Source organism: Bradyrhizobium diazoefficiens, from assembly GCF_016612535.1.
Taxonomy (GTDB): Bacteria; Pseudomonadota; Alphaproteobacteria; order Rhizobiales; family Xanthobacteraceae; genus Bradyrhizobium; species Bradyrhizobium diazoefficiens_C.
Genome location: NZ_JAENXS010000002.1, coordinates 133,965 through 148,372, shown reverse-complemented (window position 1 = coordinate 148,372; position 14,408 = coordinate 133,965). Strand labels below are relative to the sequence as shown.

Genomic DNA, 14,408 nt, shown 5'->3' with positions numbered 1-14,408 from the left:
CGAACGTGAGGCGGACGGATCTCGAGAGGCGGATGGCCGACATCTGCAACCTGGGATCGCTACTATGCCTGTTCTCTCACCAACTTGGACTGACGAACGAATTGAACTTCTGAAGCAGCACTTCGAGGCCGGCCTGTCCTGCCGCGAGATCGCCGCCGACATCGGCGTCAGCCGCAACGCCGTGATCGGCAAGCTGTCCCGACTGAATCTCACGCGCGGCCGCTCGGTCGACGAACGCAAGCTCCAGGACAGGAATTCCGCGCCGCGCGCGCCGCGAGCGGTGCCCCGGCTGCAATTCGAAATGCTCGCCACGATCTACGGCGAAGCGGACGCGCCTGTGGCGACCGGGCTGATCGACGAGGCCAATCGCTGCTCGCTGATGGAGCTCGGCGAAAACCACTGCCGCTGGCCGATCTCGACGCCGGGGACTGAGGAGTTCTGCTTCTGCGGCAATGCCGTTCACGACGGACAGCCCTATTGCGCCGGCCACAGCCGCCTTGCCTACCGGCCGAACTCCCGCGCGCGAGTCATGCGCGGCTGAAAGCCAGCCGTACCTTGCTCCGCAACGAAAAACCTCCGGCAGGGCACTACCGGAGGCTTCTGGAGGCTTAGCGTGAAGCTAAGAGCCGTGATTTTTCGAAACCGGCTGGGATCTATATAGCTGATTAACTCAGGTAAGTAAATAAGTTTGGTGGCAATCGAGTCGCATAGCTCGTCTTCGCTGCTCGCGGAGGTTATTCTGATTTTCAAAATCCATGTTCTATGCAGAAAAAAGCCCCGGCGGTATCCCGCCGGGGCTTCGTCAGATCGTCAGAAGACCTAAAGCTTACCAGTTGCGCTGGGCGCGCAGCAGCAGGCTGTAGGTGTCCTGGTCCTTCAGCTCGTAAGTCGCCGCGGGCTTGGCAACCGACGTCAGCGCCGGCGTCGTGATCGCGCCCGAGTACTTCTGGTCCAGGTGGCTGTAGACGAAGTCAGCCGAGAAGGTCAGACCCTTCACCGGGGTCCAGCGGGTGATGACGCCGACCTGGCCGATGTTGAAGTCCGGGTTGCAGGTGCCGGTCAGCGTCGCGAACGAAGCGCTGCCGCAGATCAGGCCCTTGGCCGTACCGCTGTAGTTGACAGCAGCCCATGCACCGTAGAGCGCCGTGTTCCAGTACGGATTCCAGTTGTGGGTGTAGGCACCGCGGAAGCCGTAGGTCTTGGTCAGCTCGAGGCCGCCACCCGGCGCGAACACCGCATCAGACACGCCGGCGAAGCCGATGCTCTGATACGCGGTGCCGGAGCCGCCGAACATCGAGTAGCTGGTCGCTGCCAGCGACTGGAAGTTATAGCGGCTCGCGCCGTCAGTGTAGACGCCCGAGACGTTGATCACGTCGCCTGCACCGGTCGGAATGTTCTTGATCGACAAGGCCAACTGGACGGCCCAGCCCCACTTGTCTTCAGGGTGACCGGTGACTTCGGTCGCGCCGTAGTAGCCGACGTGGTTGTCGTGTGCGGCAACCGAAGCCTGGAACAGACCCCAGGCCTGGTCGACGCGGACCATGCCGACGAGATCGGGAGATCGGGTGCCGCCGATATCGTTCGAGCCGTAGGCACCGCCAAGCACGCCCGTAGTGCTCATGCCGCTGCTGTTCCAGATGCTGGTCGTGAAGAACTGAGTCTGGTCCTGCGCCGAGATCGCGGCCGTCACGCCCTGGCCGAAATCGGCCGTGTAGGTGAACTGGGCGACGCCGTTGGTCGAGCCGCTGCCGCCAACAAGTTGGTCGAAGTTGTTGCCGGGGTAGTTGACCCAAGGCGCGTCGAACTGCGACACGGCCTTACCCATGGTGAAGCCGGCAAACTGGATGAAGGCATAGTAGACACCGAGCGAACCGCCCGAAATCGTGCCCGAGCTTGCGTTGTTCGGCGCAGAGACCCCTGTGCTTCCGAGCTGCGAGTAAACGGTCGCGCCCGGCGCCGTGCCGCTTCCCGTATAGTTATCGGTCGTCCAGGTGAAGACCGCGTCGAAGTAGGTGCGGACCACGCCGTATTCTGTCGCGGTGCGCGTGTCGATGTTGAGATCTTCGCGAGCGCGCATCGTGTAGTAGTTGTTCAAGCGGTTGTTGGCCGCGGACACGCCGCTGTACTGTGCGCTGTAGTTGCCGCCGGCATTGAGCGCGACTTCCGCACGCAGATAGCCGCCGAGCTTGATGCAGGTGTCGCTGCCCGGGATGTAGTAGAAACCCGCGCCGTAGAGCGAGCAGATCCTCACGTATTCGACCGCCTTGGCCTTGACCGGAAGATCAGCCGCCTGAGCTCCACCGACGGCGATCAGACCCGCCGCAGTGCCGAGCAAAAGGCTCTTCACCATTTTCATTTAAAATCTCCAAGTTGCTCATTTTGCGGAGACCGGACCGTGAGGCCCCCCAAATCCCCGTCTCTTCAAATCCGCTCGGCCGCTTCGCGCTTTCGGACGCACCCGCTAGAGACGCGAGGGACGTGAGCGGACCACCTGCAACGGGACGATCGAGAACCCCCCACCGTCACGGATCAATATGCCTGCGCCGTTATCTTAATCAAAATAGTTTATTAGATCAGCTTTACGGTTTCGCTAACTCTGTGTCCGCAGCGCCACAGGTCGTCGGAGGCCAAAATGCTGACCTTCTCATATTTGTAGTTTCCGTGACAAAATTACCCTGCTCTGCACTTGCGTCAGGGCAGACTTGCGTGGACTATGCCCGCCGCGAACACCGGCCAGAGAGAAATCAGCCCGCGGGAGTGACGCTGTGTCAGCGACAAGGAAAGAAGGGGCGCGCCTCCGCTCCATCGGCAATCTCGATATCATCAGGCGATTCACCTGGGAGATATCGTCGATCAACATGCATCTGGAGGAGCTGCGTCAGTTCTGGGCCAGAACCCTCGGCATCAGCGGACCGCAATGGCTGATCCTGATGGCCATTTCCGACCTCGACAAGGACGACGGCGTGCCGGTCAACGTGGTCTCCAAGCTGCTTCACGTCGATCCGTCCTTCGTCACCACCCAGTCCAAGCTGCTGGAGAAGAAGGGCCTGCTGCGTCGTCGCCCCTCGCCGACCGACGCCCGCGTAGTGCGGCTGTCACTGGTGGAAAAGACGCAGAAGCACATCGCGAGCCTCAACGAGCAGTACAAGACGATTCGCGAATTCGTCTTCCAGGAGTTCAACGAGAACGAGCTGACGGAATTCACCACCAAGCTCGCGACGCTGAAGACCCGGCTCGAGAAGGCCTGCGTCAGGATCTCCCTCGACTACTGAGACGAGAAATACTGAGGCGCGAGACGTTTCCGAGGCAGGGGCCGCCGTTCAGATCCGCCTGCCGGCGGCACCGAGTCGCGATTCCAGCCAGTCGAAGATGTATTCGTTCGCGAGGCTCGGATTATCGGCATGGGCCTGCGCTGCGCCAGTTTCCGCCGCGGTGAATACTTTCAGCACGATGTCAGAGCTGCCGAGCCGGGATTGCTGCACGATCTGACGTGCCCGGTCGGCCTTGAGCCAGCCGTCCTCGCCGATCGTGATCAGCACCGGACATTCGGCGATCGAGGCCATCAGCGGCGCATGCGGCACCGGGACGATGCTGAGGTCGCTCATCGCGAAGCGGCTGGCAAAGAACGACCGCTCGTGCAGGTCCCACAGGCCGCCATCGCAGACGGCTGCGGCGAGACGCGGCTCCTGAGCCACGGCACGCGCTACGAACGAAGACCCCCACCCGTCCGCCACGATCGCAACGCGATCGAAATCGACGTCGCCGCGCAGCTCCAGATAATCCATGACGCTGCCGATCGAGCTCTCGAGATCGCGACGCTGCAACAGCACGTCTGCGTAATCGTCACGCTCGTCGCCGAGCAGATCGAGCGCCAGCATCGCGAAGCCGCGCTCGCGTGCATGCGGCGCGAGCTTGACCAGGAATTCCTCTTTGCGATGTCCGGGCTCGCCGATGCAGATCACCGTCGGCGCTCGTCCTTTCACCCCCGGCGCGGGCAGGAAATAGCCTTGCAGCGCGTGTCCTTTGACCCAAGGGATCGTCACGACTTCGCCGGCCGGCCCGCGCGCCGTGAGGAAGCGCCGGGCGCATTCCTGCATCGCAAGCACCGCGACCCAGCGGCGCTCATCGGCCGGATCGAGCGGCATTGCGGCCGCACCGTAGTAGTTCATCGCACGCAGCCAGTTGCGCTGCGCAGTCACCATGTGGCCTTCCGCGAACGCGGCCTCGGCACGGTGCCGATTGACCCGCGCCAGCTTCTTCCACTCGCGGTGCCATGACTGCTCGTCGCCGCGCTTGAGCTGCCGGGCGATCATCAGGCATTCGGCGATGGTCGCGCCACCCTCCTGGGCCGCGGTGAGCAGCCGCGTGAATTCAGCGGAGATATCCTCTCTCTCCGGGCAGAGGATGAAATCGTCGGAGAGGCATGCGGGTATCATCGGAGCTACGCTTAATGATGGCGTTACCCCTGATTGACTAAACTATTTTGGTTCACCAACCAAGCTGCCGTATTTCGAATGAGACGCGTTCGAGATCACCATCGCTTGAACGCACGGTGATGTTGCATACGTAACATTCCAATTCCTCATGAGGCGGCGAACATTGGCAAGAGGCGGCACGGAAATGACCTCGGTAAATGACCGGCGCGCCTCTTGCCATGATGATTATCATACCTACGTGTACGCGCGATCGTTGACGGTCTCAGCCAGACAAACTCAACCAAGCCGCCAGCCGACCTCCTGGGTAAAACTGTCATAGAAGGCACGGTCATAGGCCTGCTCGGGCGCCGCGCGCACGCGCTCATCGAGCAGCCTGGCGTCCTCGCCAACCAGGATGCGCCAGCGCTCCGCCTTCACGCCGTCGAGAATGATTCTGGCGGCTTGCGTCGCCGTCGTCGGCGCGTCCTCGAGGAAGCTGCGTGCGCGCTCGGCAAAGGCCGCCTGGATGGCGTCATCCGACATCTTGTCAGCATCTGGCACGCCGGCGGCGACCATCCGCTTGCGGGTCAGCACGACCTCGTCGGCGTTGAGGCGCTCCGATCCGTCGGCGCCCTGCACCTTGCGTGAGTTGGTGACGATCGAGGTGCCGATATGACCGGGCATCACCACCGAGCATTTGACATGCGGGGCGTGCAAGCGGAGGTCGTTGACGAGCGCTTCGGTAAAACCTTTCACCGCGAACTTCGCGGAGCTGTAGGCGGTGTGCGCCTGGTTCATTCCGATCGAGGCCCAGAAACCGTTGACGCTCGCAGTGTTGATGATGTGGGCTTCATCGGCCTTGACCAGCATGGGCAGGAAAGTGCGGACGCCGAGATAGACGCCGCCCCAGCAGATGTTGAAGGTGCGCTCCCACTGCTCGCGCGTGTTGGTGAACAGGCTGCCGCCGCCACCGATGCCGGCATTGTTGAACAGCAGATGGATCTTGTCCGTCTGCTGCTGTTCGGCCAGCTCGTCGCGAAAACGCTTGAGATGATCCTCGATCGAGACGTCGGCGACATGGGTGGTGACGCGCAGGCCCTGCGGCAGCTTCTCGACCTCGCAGAGCCGCTTGGTCTCGGCCATGGCGGCCTCCGAGACGTCGCACATCGCGACATTGCAGCCCTCGGCAACGAGCTGCCGGGCGAGCTCCCGCCCCATGCCCGTGCCGCCACCGGTGATGACGGCGATCTTTCCGGCAAATTCCTTCATGGGACTTCAGCTCTCCCCTTATCGGTCTGTTTCTTCGTGTGCGCCCATCGGGCTGCTCGCAAAATGTAGCAGCGCCGCATCCGCAGGTAAAAGCGGATCGGCGCTGCATGCCCAAATCGGTTATTTCGGCGGGCGAACTATTCCGCCGCTTCGACGCGTTGCCCGTTCAACGCACCGAGCGCCTCCAGCGCCTTGCGGATCGCGGCCTGCTGCGCCGGCGAGGCCTCCGGCATCGGTGCGCGGGGATAGGTCCTGGGCAGGCCCTGAAGGGTCTGTGCGTAGCGCGTGCAGGCCGGCAGATTGTCGGCGATGACGGCGTTCCACAGCGTCAGCAGCTTCTTGTGCAGCTCGAGCGCGCGCGGATGATCGCCTGCCTTCACTGCGTCCCAGAGCGCGACGGAGGCGTGCGGCGCGGCGGTCAGGATCGCGGCGATCGAGCCGTGTGCACCGAGCGTGTAGGATGGATACATCAGGGCATCGACGGCGCTGTAGATCAGCTTGTCCGGCGCCATCATCATGAGATCAGCGAACAGCTTGAGATCGCCCGCGCTCTGCTTGACGCCGACGACCAGCGGCACCTCGGTCATGATCCGCGTCAGCAATGCCGGCGACAGATAGGACCACGGCACGACGTTGTAGATGATGATCGGCATGCCGGTCTCATCCGCCATAGCGCGAAAATGCGCCACCATCGCCTCGTCATCCGGCTTGAACAGATAGTGCACCGGGGTGACCTGGAGCGCTGCGACATTCATGTCGCGCACGAGCTTGCCGCGGCGAATCGCATCGCGCGTGGAGTCCACGATGATGCCGGCGATGACGGGGATGCGTCCGTTCACCGCCTCCACCGTCGCTTCCATCAGGTCGCGATATTCCTCGTGGTCGAGCGTGTGGCCCTCGCCGGTCGAGCCGCCGGCGGCAACGCCATGCGCGCCGGCGCCGATCATCCAGTCGACCTGCGGCGCCACGAGCTTATAGTCGATTTCGCCGTCCTTCCGGAACGGCGTCGTCATCGGCGGGATCACGCCGGTCGGTCGTGCCTTCATGGTCTGCCCTCGCGTTTCCTTGGTCCTGCGGCGGCCCCGCTCTTTTGGCGAGTATCGCTCACGGTTTTCAGGCTATCGGCTAACCGGGCCTTGTGAAGAGGTGGTCGGCGCGACGCTGCCCCCACAATCCAACATTCCTGCGCTCATCTCTTGTGAGTTCCCCGTAGTTGTCCGGCTTCGGGTTTGGGGGAAATTTTTTACAATCCGAATCATCAAATGGAAGGACGCTGGGGCGAGCGGGCCCGGGCCGCGTGTCGTTTCCGACACAGGCTATGGCACTCGGCTTGCATCCTCCTCGTGGTCGAAACCACCAATGAGGTGACTGGAATGTTCATAACCGTCGTTGCCGTGCTCTGCCGGCTTGGCGCCGCTGCCTCTGGCACCTGTGTCGAGGAGATCGTGACCGACAGCAATATGACGCCCGATATGTCGATGATGGCGTGTGCGGTCGGTGCACAGGCTCCGCTGGCAAAATGGATGGGCGAGCATCCGATCTATCACAACAACTGGCGCCTCGACCGCTACAAATGCGTGCCGGGCCACTACGAGATCAAGGGCCACGCCTAAGGCCCCGCAAAACTACGGATATCGAGGAGACGCCCCGGGGGCCGCCTTGTCCTTCCGTGCGGGCACCATCAGCGCCAAGTCTCGCACAAGTCTCGCACGAGGCAGCGCGCTTTGCGACAACGATCACGCTCTTTCCCTAAGCCACCGCGCGTAAAATGATTGCACGCGCCCGCCGCCCTTCCGGCGTCGGCATCAGTGCATAATTGTGCGGCTGGTCACGCAACAGATGCAGCTCGACCGGCACGCCCGCCGCCCTCGCCCGCGCGGCGAGATCGACGCTGTCGGGATAGAGCAGATCGCGCGTGCCTGAAAAGATCGTCATCGGCGCAAGCGAACGGAAAGCGCCGTTCAGCGGGCTGACGAAGGGATGGCTGACGTCAAGCTCGCCAGCGTAGAGCCGCCCCGCCTCAATGATCCCCGGAATGTCCTGGATCGGATCGCGCGCTGCGATCTCGATCTGCTCCGGACGACTGACCGTCGCATCGGCCGCAGGCGAAATCAGCACCAGGCGGTTCGGTTGCCGATGGCCGTGGTCACGCAGCCACTGGCAGGCGGCAAGCGCAAGGCCCGCACCGGCCGAATTGCCGACCACCGTGACCTTTGCCGATCCGGCATCTTCCAGCAGCATCCGCAACAGCTCGGCCGTCCTCGGCACGACGTCCTTCGCCGTCGCGCGCGGCGCCAGCGGATAGATCGGCACGACGCAGACGACGCGCGCCTTGCGCGTCATCTGCCCGACGAAGCGCCAATGCGCCGGCACGATCTCGTTGATGTAGCCGCCACCGTGCAGGAACATGACGTGGTTGCAGCCCTCAAAGTCCGACGATGGCGCCGTGTAATAGACCGGCCAGCCGCCCATCTTCGTCAGCGTCGCCTCGACGCCGCGACCCAGGTTTGGCGGCTCGAACGAAGCCGGCTGCAAGGCGAGCTTTTGGACATGAGCCTGTACGGCCTCTGCTGATGCCAGCTGTTCCTTGTACGGAAGCAGCCCGAGCAGAAGGTTGAAGGCGCGGCTCTGCAAGCTCGGCGCGGGATCGCGCGGCGCCCGCGCACCGAACGCGCAGCCGCCCGGACAGAACTGCAAGGCCGACACGATCCTGGCAACGCCCATCGTCACATCCCCGCCTGGTTCTCTCGACGTTTGCGACGCTTGCCGACCCGCCGCCATTGATGGATATAATGCGAGCATTCACTCGCTTTTCCTACTCACATTCAGATCACAAGGCCGTGGCCCGCAAACCGCCCACAACACCCCGGAAAAATGCCTCGCAGGAGCGATCCCGCGCCACCGTCGACGCACTGGTCGAGGCAACCGCTCGCATTCTGGTCAAGGAAGGCTTCGAGAAGACCAGCACCAACAGGATCGCCGAAATCGCCGGCGTCAGCGTCGGCTCGCTCTATCAGTATTTTCCGGGCAAGGAGGCGCTGGTCGCCGCCGTGATCGAGCGTCACAACGAGGAGATCATGCGGCTGGTCCGCGCCGCGATCCTCGAAGTCGCGGACATGCCGATCGAGAAGGCCGTGCACCGCCTCGTCACCGTCGCGATCGAAGCGCACCGCATCAACCCCAAACTGCATCGGGTCCTCGCCGAGCAGATCCCGCGCGCCGGAAAGCTCGACGTCGAAGCCTTCAACCGCGAGGTCCACACGCTCGTGCGCAGCTATCTCGAGCGCCACCGCAAGGAGATGCGCAAGATCGACCTCGATGTCGGAACCTTCATCTGCGTCAGCGCGATCGAGGCGGTCGCGCACAACATGGTGCTGAACCAGGCGGAAATGCTGCCGGAGAAGGTGGTGAAGACGCTGGTGGACGAGACGACACGGATGGTAGTGGGGTATTTGCGACCATCCGCTTAGCGTTCGTTGTGGGGCACAGGCTGAACGGCTCCAATCCGAACGTCGACAAATTGCGGTCGTCCGTCAGCGCGACGACCGCACGCGCTCCCGTTACAGAATCGTCGCACTTCAAGAACGCGTGCGTAAGCCGTTCGAGGGCTTGAACCGGACGCAGAAGCCCCATCTATCCTGGCAAGCGAAATACCTGAGAAAGTCAGCTGATGCAGTCACCAGAATGGAAGGGAATCGCCGTTGCCGCGACGGTTGCGCTTCTGTCAGTGTCCCTGTTGGCGGCCGATGCGATCCTGGACCTCAGCCCCAGCGCGTTGGCCAAACGCCTAGAGAGCATGGAAGCCTCTGTTGTGGACGCGATGGGGCAGCATCAGCTCGCCTTCGCCGTTCGGACGTGGAGCCGTGGCAAGACGCCTCCGGAGCAGCAGTGTCCGCGCAGCTCGTGCTAACCTAACGGCCACCGGCACAGCAGGGCGCTCGCCAATCCGTGGATCGCGCGCCGGCATTTCCATCTCTTGAGAAAATGGTCGGAGCGAGAGGATTTGAACCTCCGACCCCTAGTCTCCCAGACTAGTGCGCTAACCGGGCTGCGCCACGCTCCGAACGTCGTTCCATTAGCTAGGATCGCCGCTTTGCGCAAGGCGAGCCACACCATTTTGGTGTCTTCACTGAAAGGCCCCGGAACTGCCCACCAAGCTGAGGGAATGCCCTAGCCGTCCTTCAGCACCTGATCCAGCATCTCCCGGCAGGCAACGAGGTCGGCGAGCACCCGTCCCAGGCGCTCGCGATCCAGCGCGCTCGGGCCGGCGGGCGCGGCTTGGGTGCCGCCCTTGCGGAAGGTGGTGAGGATGTCCTCGTCGTCGACCTCCGTGAAGCGGAAGTCGATGCCTTCCTCTTCGTCGCCCTGGTAGTCGTCCTCATCGGCATCCGTGACGCCCTTGATGGGCGCCGGCGGCTCGTCATCCGGCTCCATCAGGCTCGCCCCGATGGCGTCCTCGATCGCCCCGAACGAGACCGCGGCCGAGCCGTCGGCAAGGCCCTGCACCGATTTGACGCCGTGCTCCTTCAGGATCCGCTGTACCCCGCGAATGGTGTAGCCCTCCCCGTAGAGCAGGCGGCGGATGCCCTTGAGCAGGTCGACGTCGTCGGGACGGTAATAGCGGCGGCCGCCGCTGCGCTTCATCGGCTTGATCTGGGAGAATCGGGTCTCCCAGAACCGCAGCACGTGCTGCGGAATGTCGAGTTCCTGCGCTACTTCGCTGATGGTTCGGAACGCATCCGGCGCCTTGTCCAAATGCCAAATCCTTCGCGCAGGCGGTTACGCCTCGGGTTGAGCCTTGCTGGCATCGCCATTGGTGCGGTGCTGGGCGTTGATCCGCTGTTTCAGGATCGCCGACGGCTTGAACACCATCACCCGGCGCGGCGAGATCGGCACCTCGGTGCCGGTTTTCGGGTTGCGGCCGATGCGCTGACCCTTCTTTCGCACCATGAAAGACCCGAACGAGGACAATTTCACCGTCTCGCCCTTCTCAAGGCAGTCGGTGATCTCCTTCAGCACCAGTTCCACGAAGGCGGACGATTCCGTACGCGACAGGCCCACCTTCTGGTAGACGGCCTCGCAGAGATCAACACGCGTTACGGTTTTACTTTGATCGGTCATCGCCCTGCCCCACATCACGGCGAACAATTGTTGTCTGAAATTAGGAGGTTACAATACGGCGGTCAACAGCACTCATCAATGCAGACGCATCGATAATCAGCGTGAATTCCGGCAAAATTTTATCGACTGTGGCTTACCAGCGCACGAGTGCGGAGCCCCAGGTGAAGCCGCCGCCCATCGCCTCCAGCAGAACCATGTCACCGCGCTTGATGCGGCCGTCCTTGCGCGCCACCGACAGCGCCAGGGGTATAGAGGCGGCCGAGGTGTTGCCGTGACGGTCGACGGTCAGCACCACCTTCTGCGGTGCGATATGAAGTTTGTGCGCGGAAGCGTCGATGATTCGCTTGTTGGCCTGGTGCGGCACGAACCAGTCGATGCTTTCGGCATTGATGCCGGTCGCCTCGAAGGCATCGACGATGACATCGGTGATCATGCCCACCGCATGCTTGAAGACCTCGCGGCCCTCCATGCGCAGATGGCCGACCGTCTGGGTCGAGGACGGCCCGCCGTCGACGAACAGCTTTGCCTTGTGACGGCCGTCGGAGCGCAGATGCGTGGTCACCACGCCGCGGTCGGTCGCGGCGTTGCCCGGCTGCGCCTCGGGCTCCAGCACGACAGCGCCGGCGCCATCGCCGAACAGCACGCAGGTGCCGCGATCGTTCCAGTCGAGGATCCGCGAGAAGGTCTCGGCGCCGATCACCAGCGCACGCTTGAAGGCGCCGGTGCGCAGGAAATTATCGGCGGTCGCAAGCGCGAACACGAAGCCCGAGCACACCGCCTGGAGGTCGAAAGCCGCGCCGTGATTGATGCCGAGCCCGTGCTGCACGGCGACCGCGGTCGCAGGGAACGTGTTGTCCGGCGTCGAGGTCGCGAGCACGATTAGATCGATCGACTGGGCGTCCACGCCGGCGTCGGTGAGCGCGGCCTGCGCCGCCTTGATCGCCAGATGCGACGTGAACTCGCCCTCGGCCGCGATGTGCCGCTCGCGAATGCCGGTCCGCTGCACGATCCACTCATCGGACGTGTCGATACGCGCCGCCAATTGGGCATTGGTCACCACCTGCTCCGGCAGATAGGAGCCGCAGCCCAGCACGACCGAACGAATTTTGGTCACGAAACATCCTCCGGCGCGGTTGGCACGGAACTGAGCGCACCCCCATCGCGGTTCAGCATCTGGTTGATCTTGTTCAGAAGATCGAACTTGGCCATCTCATAACCAACATCGATCGCATAGGCAAAGCCTTCGGCGTTGATTCCGCCATGACTCTTGACCACAAGCCCGTTCAGCCCGAGCAGCACGCCGCCGTTCGACTTGTTCGGGTCCATCTTGTCGCGCAGCGCCTGGAAGGCATTGCGGGCAAAGAGATAACCGAGCCTGGACAGCCAGCTCCGCTGAATCTCGTTGCGGAGCAAGTCCGCCATCTGGCGCGCGGTTCCCTCGGCAGCCTTGAGCGCGATGTTACCCGCGTAACCCTCGGTCACGATCACATCAGCCAGCCCCTTGCCGATGCCATCCCCCTCGACGAAGCCGATATAGTCGAGTTCCGGCAGGTTTTTCGCGCGCAGCGTCTCGCCGGCCTCGCGGATCTCCTCGTGTCCCTTGATCTCTTCGGTTCCGATATTGAGCAGGCCGACCGTCGGGCGCTTCGTGTCGAACACCACGCTGGCCATGGCCGCGCCCATCACTGCTAGCGCCACCAGATGGCGCGCATCGCCGCCGATCGTGGCGCCGAGATCGAGCACGACGGAAGAGCCGCGCGCGGTCGGCCACACTGCGGTGATCGCGGGGCGGTCGATGCCGGGCAGTGTGCGCAGATGGAAGCGCGCCATCGCCATCAGAGCGCCGGTATTGCCGGCGGAAACGGCAACATCCGCCTCCCCCTTCTTCACCGCGTCGATCGCCAGCCACATCGAGGAGGTCTTGCGGCCGCGGCGCAGCGCCTGGCTCGGCTTGTCCTCTCCGCTGACGGCAATTTCGGTATGGATGATTCGGGAGGCAGCCTTGAGCCTGGGGTGGCGCTCGAGCTCGGGCTCGATCCTGGCGCGATCCCCCACCAACAGGAACTCGGTCTCGGGATGCCTGCCGAGGGAGATGGCCGCGCCTGGAATGACGACAGCGGCGCCGACGTCGCCGCCCATGGCGTCAAGCGCGATACGAACCTTGCTCGGCATCAAAATCCCGGAAACCTGGTCTGGCGCGGTCGTCAATCAGCGGGCCGCGAAATGGATTCGCCATGGACATGGCGATCGGTCAAGCGCCACGCCGCGCCCGGACCGGCGCGGACAATAGCGTTTTGTTATCCCGAAACAACCTCTTGCCCCCAGTCTTTTGGATTGAGGGCGCCCCACGGGCGGAACGACCGAACTTACAATAAACCTAAACGAATCAAATAGATATACTGACCTCTCAAACCGCCCCCGCAAACACCTCACTTCCATCGCGAAGTGGTCTTACGGGGAATGCCCAGCTATTTGTCTTTCTTCTTGCCCTGCCTGTTGTCCTGGAGCGCCTTCAGCGCCGCGAATGGATGATCCTCGGGGCCCAGCGCAGTGATTTCCGGCTCGAATACCACCCCCGGCTTGCGCGGATAGGGATCGATCGCGAGAAACAGCGCGTCGGTGGCAATCCGGCCGAGGTCGATGATCCCGTTGACGATGGCCTCTGGCGGATCTGCGACCTGCGGCGGTTGCTCGTTGTCCTCGCCCTCCTCGATCAGGTCAGCCAGCCGCCGTACCTCGGCCTCAGGTGCAAAGGTCAGGTCGATGTCCTCGTCGATCTCACTCTCGATTGGATCGAGCGTGACCACACAGGTCTGGCCGACCCGGGCCCGGACATGACCCGTGACCTGGACCCGGCCGCCACTCTTCGGCACGACGTCGAAGCCGGCATGGGCCGAGAGGACGTCGCGCAGGCCCGCGGCAGCGGCCATAGCCTGGCGCTCAGCCGCCGAGGCCTCGAGCTCACGGTGCAGGCCGGTATCGGGAATCTGCATCACCACCACGGGCGAGCGCCAGGGATCGGGTCCGGTCGTCGGTCGGTTCATGATGTCTCATCCTCCCGAAGCGGTGCGGGAAACGTGAAAGATCCAAGCAGAAGCGCGGGATCGCCGGTCTGGCCGAAGTCCGCATTCGCGGCCTCGGCATAAGCGGCCAACCGCCGCGCCTGATCGATCCCGGCACCATTCAAGATATTCTTGCAGATCGCCTGCGCCAGCGCCTCGGCGCCTGTCTCGATCGCCTGGTCGTAGGCCTGGACGCGGCCGTAAAAGGCCTCGCCGAAGGCCTGCATCCGCTTCGGGACGGTCTGGTCGCCGACGCCCATCTCTCGCAGATTATCGTCCATGTCCTCGCAGAAGCGGTCGAACAGGGCCTGCGACAGGTCCACGCCGCCGTGGGCCGTCCGTAAGCGCCGCAGCAACAGCCAGAGGTGCAGCAGCAACAGGTCGAAACGGCCATTAACCGTATCGGGCACGCCCAAGTCCCGGTAAAATATGGGTTCTCGCGCCTGCGTCACGATCATGCCATAGATGGCCTCAATGGTGCCGGCCGGGGCTAGCCGGGGTTTCCTGAAGTGATTGAACGGCCAAAGCATTGTGGTTTCCG

Annotated in this window: 15 protein-coding genes and 1 tRNA gene; 4 read left to right on the top strand and 12 right to left on the bottom strand. The window is 63.2% G+C overall.

What is annotated here, in order from left to right; translation table 11 throughout:
* Nucleotides 1-64 precede the first annotated feature (64 nt).
* Complete coding sequence (locus tag JJE66_RS17380; RefSeq protein ID WP_200515542.1) at nucleotides 65-541, top strand: GcrA family cell cycle regulator; 477 nt, start codon at nucleotides 65-67, stop codon at nucleotides 539-541.
* Between the two features lie 285 nt (nucleotides 542-826).
* On the opposite strand, the gene JJE66_RS17375 is transcribed toward JJE66_RS17380, so the two are convergent.
* On the bottom strand, nucleotides 827-2,356 hold the full coding sequence (locus JJE66_RS17375) for a porin (protein ID WP_200515541.1): 1,530 nt from the start codon (nucleotides 2,354-2,356) through the stop codon (nucleotides 827-829).
* 409 nt (nucleotides 2,357-2,765) lie between these two features.
* Here JJE66_RS17375 and JJE66_RS17370 point away from each other — a divergent pair, with 409 nt between their 5' ends.
* The gene (locus JJE66_RS17370) at nucleotides 2,766-3,272 is read left to right on the top strand and encodes a MarR family transcriptional regulator (protein WP_200515540.1); all 507 of its coding nucleotides are present in this window, start codon (nucleotides 2,766-2,768) and stop codon (nucleotides 3,270-3,272) included.
* Nucleotides 3,273-3,320: 48 nt separating this feature from the next.
* On the opposite strand, the gene JJE66_RS17365 is transcribed toward JJE66_RS17370, so the two are convergent.
* The 3 genes from JJE66_RS17365 to JJE66_RS17355 all read right to left on the bottom strand — a co-directional run bounded on the left by JJE66_RS17365 (nucleotide 3,321) and on the right by JJE66_RS17355 (nucleotide 6,730).
* Nucleotides 3,321-4,436: a dienelactone hydrolase gene (locus tag JJE66_RS17365; protein WP_200515539.1), complete on the bottom strand. Its 1,116-nt coding sequence runs from the start codon at nucleotides 4,434-4,436 to the stop codon at nucleotides 3,321-3,323.
* 276 nt (nucleotides 4,437-4,712) lie between these two features.
* Nucleotides 4,713-5,684: an SDR family oxidoreductase gene (locus JJE66_RS17360; protein WP_200515538.1), complete on the bottom strand. Its 972-nt coding sequence runs from the start codon at nucleotides 5,682-5,684 to the stop codon at nucleotides 4,713-4,715.
* A 137-nt stretch (nucleotides 5,685-5,821) separates the two neighbouring features.
* Nucleotides 5,822-6,730 carry a dihydrodipicolinate synthase family protein gene (locus tag JJE66_RS17355; RefSeq protein WP_200515537.1) on the bottom strand — a complete coding sequence of 303 codons (909 nt, stop codon included), beginning with the start codon at nucleotides 6,728-6,730 and terminating at the stop codon, nucleotides 5,822-5,824.
* 327 nt (nucleotides 6,731-7,057) lie between these two features.
* Between JJE66_RS17355 and JJE66_RS17350 the strand changes: the two genes are divergently transcribed.
* Complete coding sequence (locus tag JJE66_RS17350) at nucleotides 7,058-7,297, top strand: hypothetical protein (RefSeq protein ID WP_200515536.1); 240 nt, start codon at nucleotides 7,058-7,060, stop codon at nucleotides 7,295-7,297.
* 136 nt (nucleotides 7,298-7,433) lie between these two features.
* Here the strand turns inward: JJE66_RS17350 and JJE66_RS17345 are convergent, their stop codons facing one another.
* On the bottom strand, nucleotides 7,434-8,408 hold the full coding sequence (locus JJE66_RS17345; RefSeq protein ID WP_200515535.1) for an alpha/beta fold hydrolase: 975 nt from the start codon (nucleotides 8,406-8,408) through the stop codon (nucleotides 7,434-7,436).
* Nucleotides 8,409-8,524: 116 nt separating this feature from the next.
* Here JJE66_RS17345 and JJE66_RS17340 point away from each other — a divergent pair, with 116 nt between their 5' ends.
* Nucleotides 8,525-9,154, top strand: coding sequence for a TetR/AcrR family transcriptional regulator (locus JJE66_RS17340; protein ID WP_311979929.1), 630 nt, complete (start codon nucleotides 8,525-8,527; stop codon nucleotides 9,152-9,154).
* A gap of 515 nt (nucleotides 9,155-9,669) precedes the next feature.
* Here the strand turns inward: JJE66_RS17340 and JJE66_RS17335 are convergent.
* From JJE66_RS17335 to JJE66_RS17305, 7 genes are all read right to left on the bottom strand, one after another.
* Nucleotides 9,670-9,747 (bottom strand) — tRNA-Pro (locus tag JJE66_RS17335).
* Between the two features lie 107 nt (nucleotides 9,748-9,854).
* A complete protein-coding gene (locus JJE66_RS17330) occupies nucleotides 9,855-10,439 on the bottom strand; it encodes a MerR family transcriptional regulator (RefSeq protein WP_200515533.1) in 585 nt (194 codons plus the stop codon).
* Between the two features lie 24 nt (nucleotides 10,440-10,463).
* Nucleotides 10,464-10,805, bottom strand: a complete 342-nt coding sequence (locus JJE66_RS17325; protein WP_018456841.1) for an integration host factor subunit alpha — start codon at nucleotides 10,803-10,805, stop codon at nucleotides 10,464-10,466.
* Between the two features lie 133 nt (nucleotides 10,806-10,938).
* Nucleotides 10,939-11,919, bottom strand: coding sequence for a beta-ketoacyl-ACP synthase III (locus JJE66_RS17320; RefSeq protein WP_200515532.1), 981 nt, complete (start codon nucleotides 11,917-11,919; stop codon nucleotides 10,939-10,941).
* A complete protein-coding gene (gene plsX / locus JJE66_RS17315; RefSeq protein WP_200515531.1) occupies nucleotides 11,916-12,977 on the bottom strand; it encodes a phosphate acyltransferase PlsX in 1,062 nt (353 codons plus the stop codon). Before plsX ends, JJE66_RS17320 begins: the two co-directional genes overlap by 4 nt.
* A gap of 296 nt (nucleotides 12,978-13,273) precedes the next feature.
* Nucleotides 13,274-13,849 carry a DUF177 domain-containing protein gene (locus JJE66_RS17310; RefSeq protein WP_200515530.1) on the bottom strand — a complete coding sequence of 192 codons (576 nt, stop codon included), beginning with the start codon at nucleotides 13,847-13,849 and terminating at the stop codon, nucleotides 13,274-13,276.
* Nucleotides 13,846-14,397: a ubiquinol-cytochrome C chaperone family protein gene (locus JJE66_RS17305; RefSeq protein ID WP_200515529.1), complete on the bottom strand. Its 552-nt coding sequence runs from the start codon at nucleotides 14,395-14,397 to the stop codon at nucleotides 13,846-13,848. The genes JJE66_RS17310 and JJE66_RS17305 overlap by 4 nt, the downstream gene beginning before the upstream one ends.
* Between the last annotated feature and the right edge of the window lie 11 nt (nucleotides 14,398-14,408).

Excerpts from the sequence above, each read along its gene's own strand:
- JJE66_RS17350 (WP_200515536.1), top strand. The coding sequence starts at position 7,058 with ATGTTCATAACCGTCGTTGCCGTGCTCTGCCGGCTTGGCGCCGCTGCC.
- JJE66_RS17325 (WP_018456841.1), bottom strand. The coding sequence starts at position 10,805 with ATGACCGATCAAAGTAAAACCGTAACGCGTGTTGATCTCTGCGAGGCC.
- JJE66_RS17345 (WP_200515535.1), bottom strand. The coding sequence starts at position 8,408 with ATGGGCGTTGCCAGGATCGTGTCGGCCTTGCAGTTCTGTCCGGGCGGC.
- plsX (WP_200515531.1), bottom strand. The coding sequence starts at position 12,977 with ATGCCGAGCAAGGTTCGTATCGCGCTTGACGCCATGGGCGGCGACGTC.
- JJE66_RS17310 (WP_200515530.1), bottom strand. The coding sequence starts at position 13,849 with ATGAACCGACCGACGACCGGACCCGATCCCTGGCGCTCGCCCGTGGTG.
- JJE66_RS17355 (WP_200515537.1), bottom strand. The coding sequence starts at position 6,730 with ATGAAGGCACGACCGACCGGCGTGATCCCGCCGATGACGACGCCGTTC.
- JJE66_RS17305 (WP_200515529.1), bottom strand. The coding sequence starts at position 14,397 with ATGCTTTGGCCGTTCAATCACTTCAGGAAACCCCGGCTAGCCCCGGCC.
- JJE66_RS17380 (WP_200515542.1), top strand. The coding sequence starts at position 65 with ATGCCTGTTCTCTCACCAACTTGGACTGACGAACGAATTGAACTTCTG.
- JJE66_RS17375 (WP_200515541.1), bottom strand. The coding sequence starts at position 2,356 with ATGAAAATGGTGAAGAGCCTTTTGCTCGGCACTGCGGCGGGTCTGATC.
- JJE66_RS17360 (WP_200515538.1), bottom strand. The coding sequence starts at position 5,684 with ATGAAGGAATTTGCCGGAAAGATCGCCGTCATCACCGGTGGCGGCACG.
- JJE66_RS17365 (WP_200515539.1), bottom strand. The coding sequence starts at position 4,436 with ATGATACCCGCATGCCTCTCCGACGATTTCATCCTCTGCCCGGAGAGA.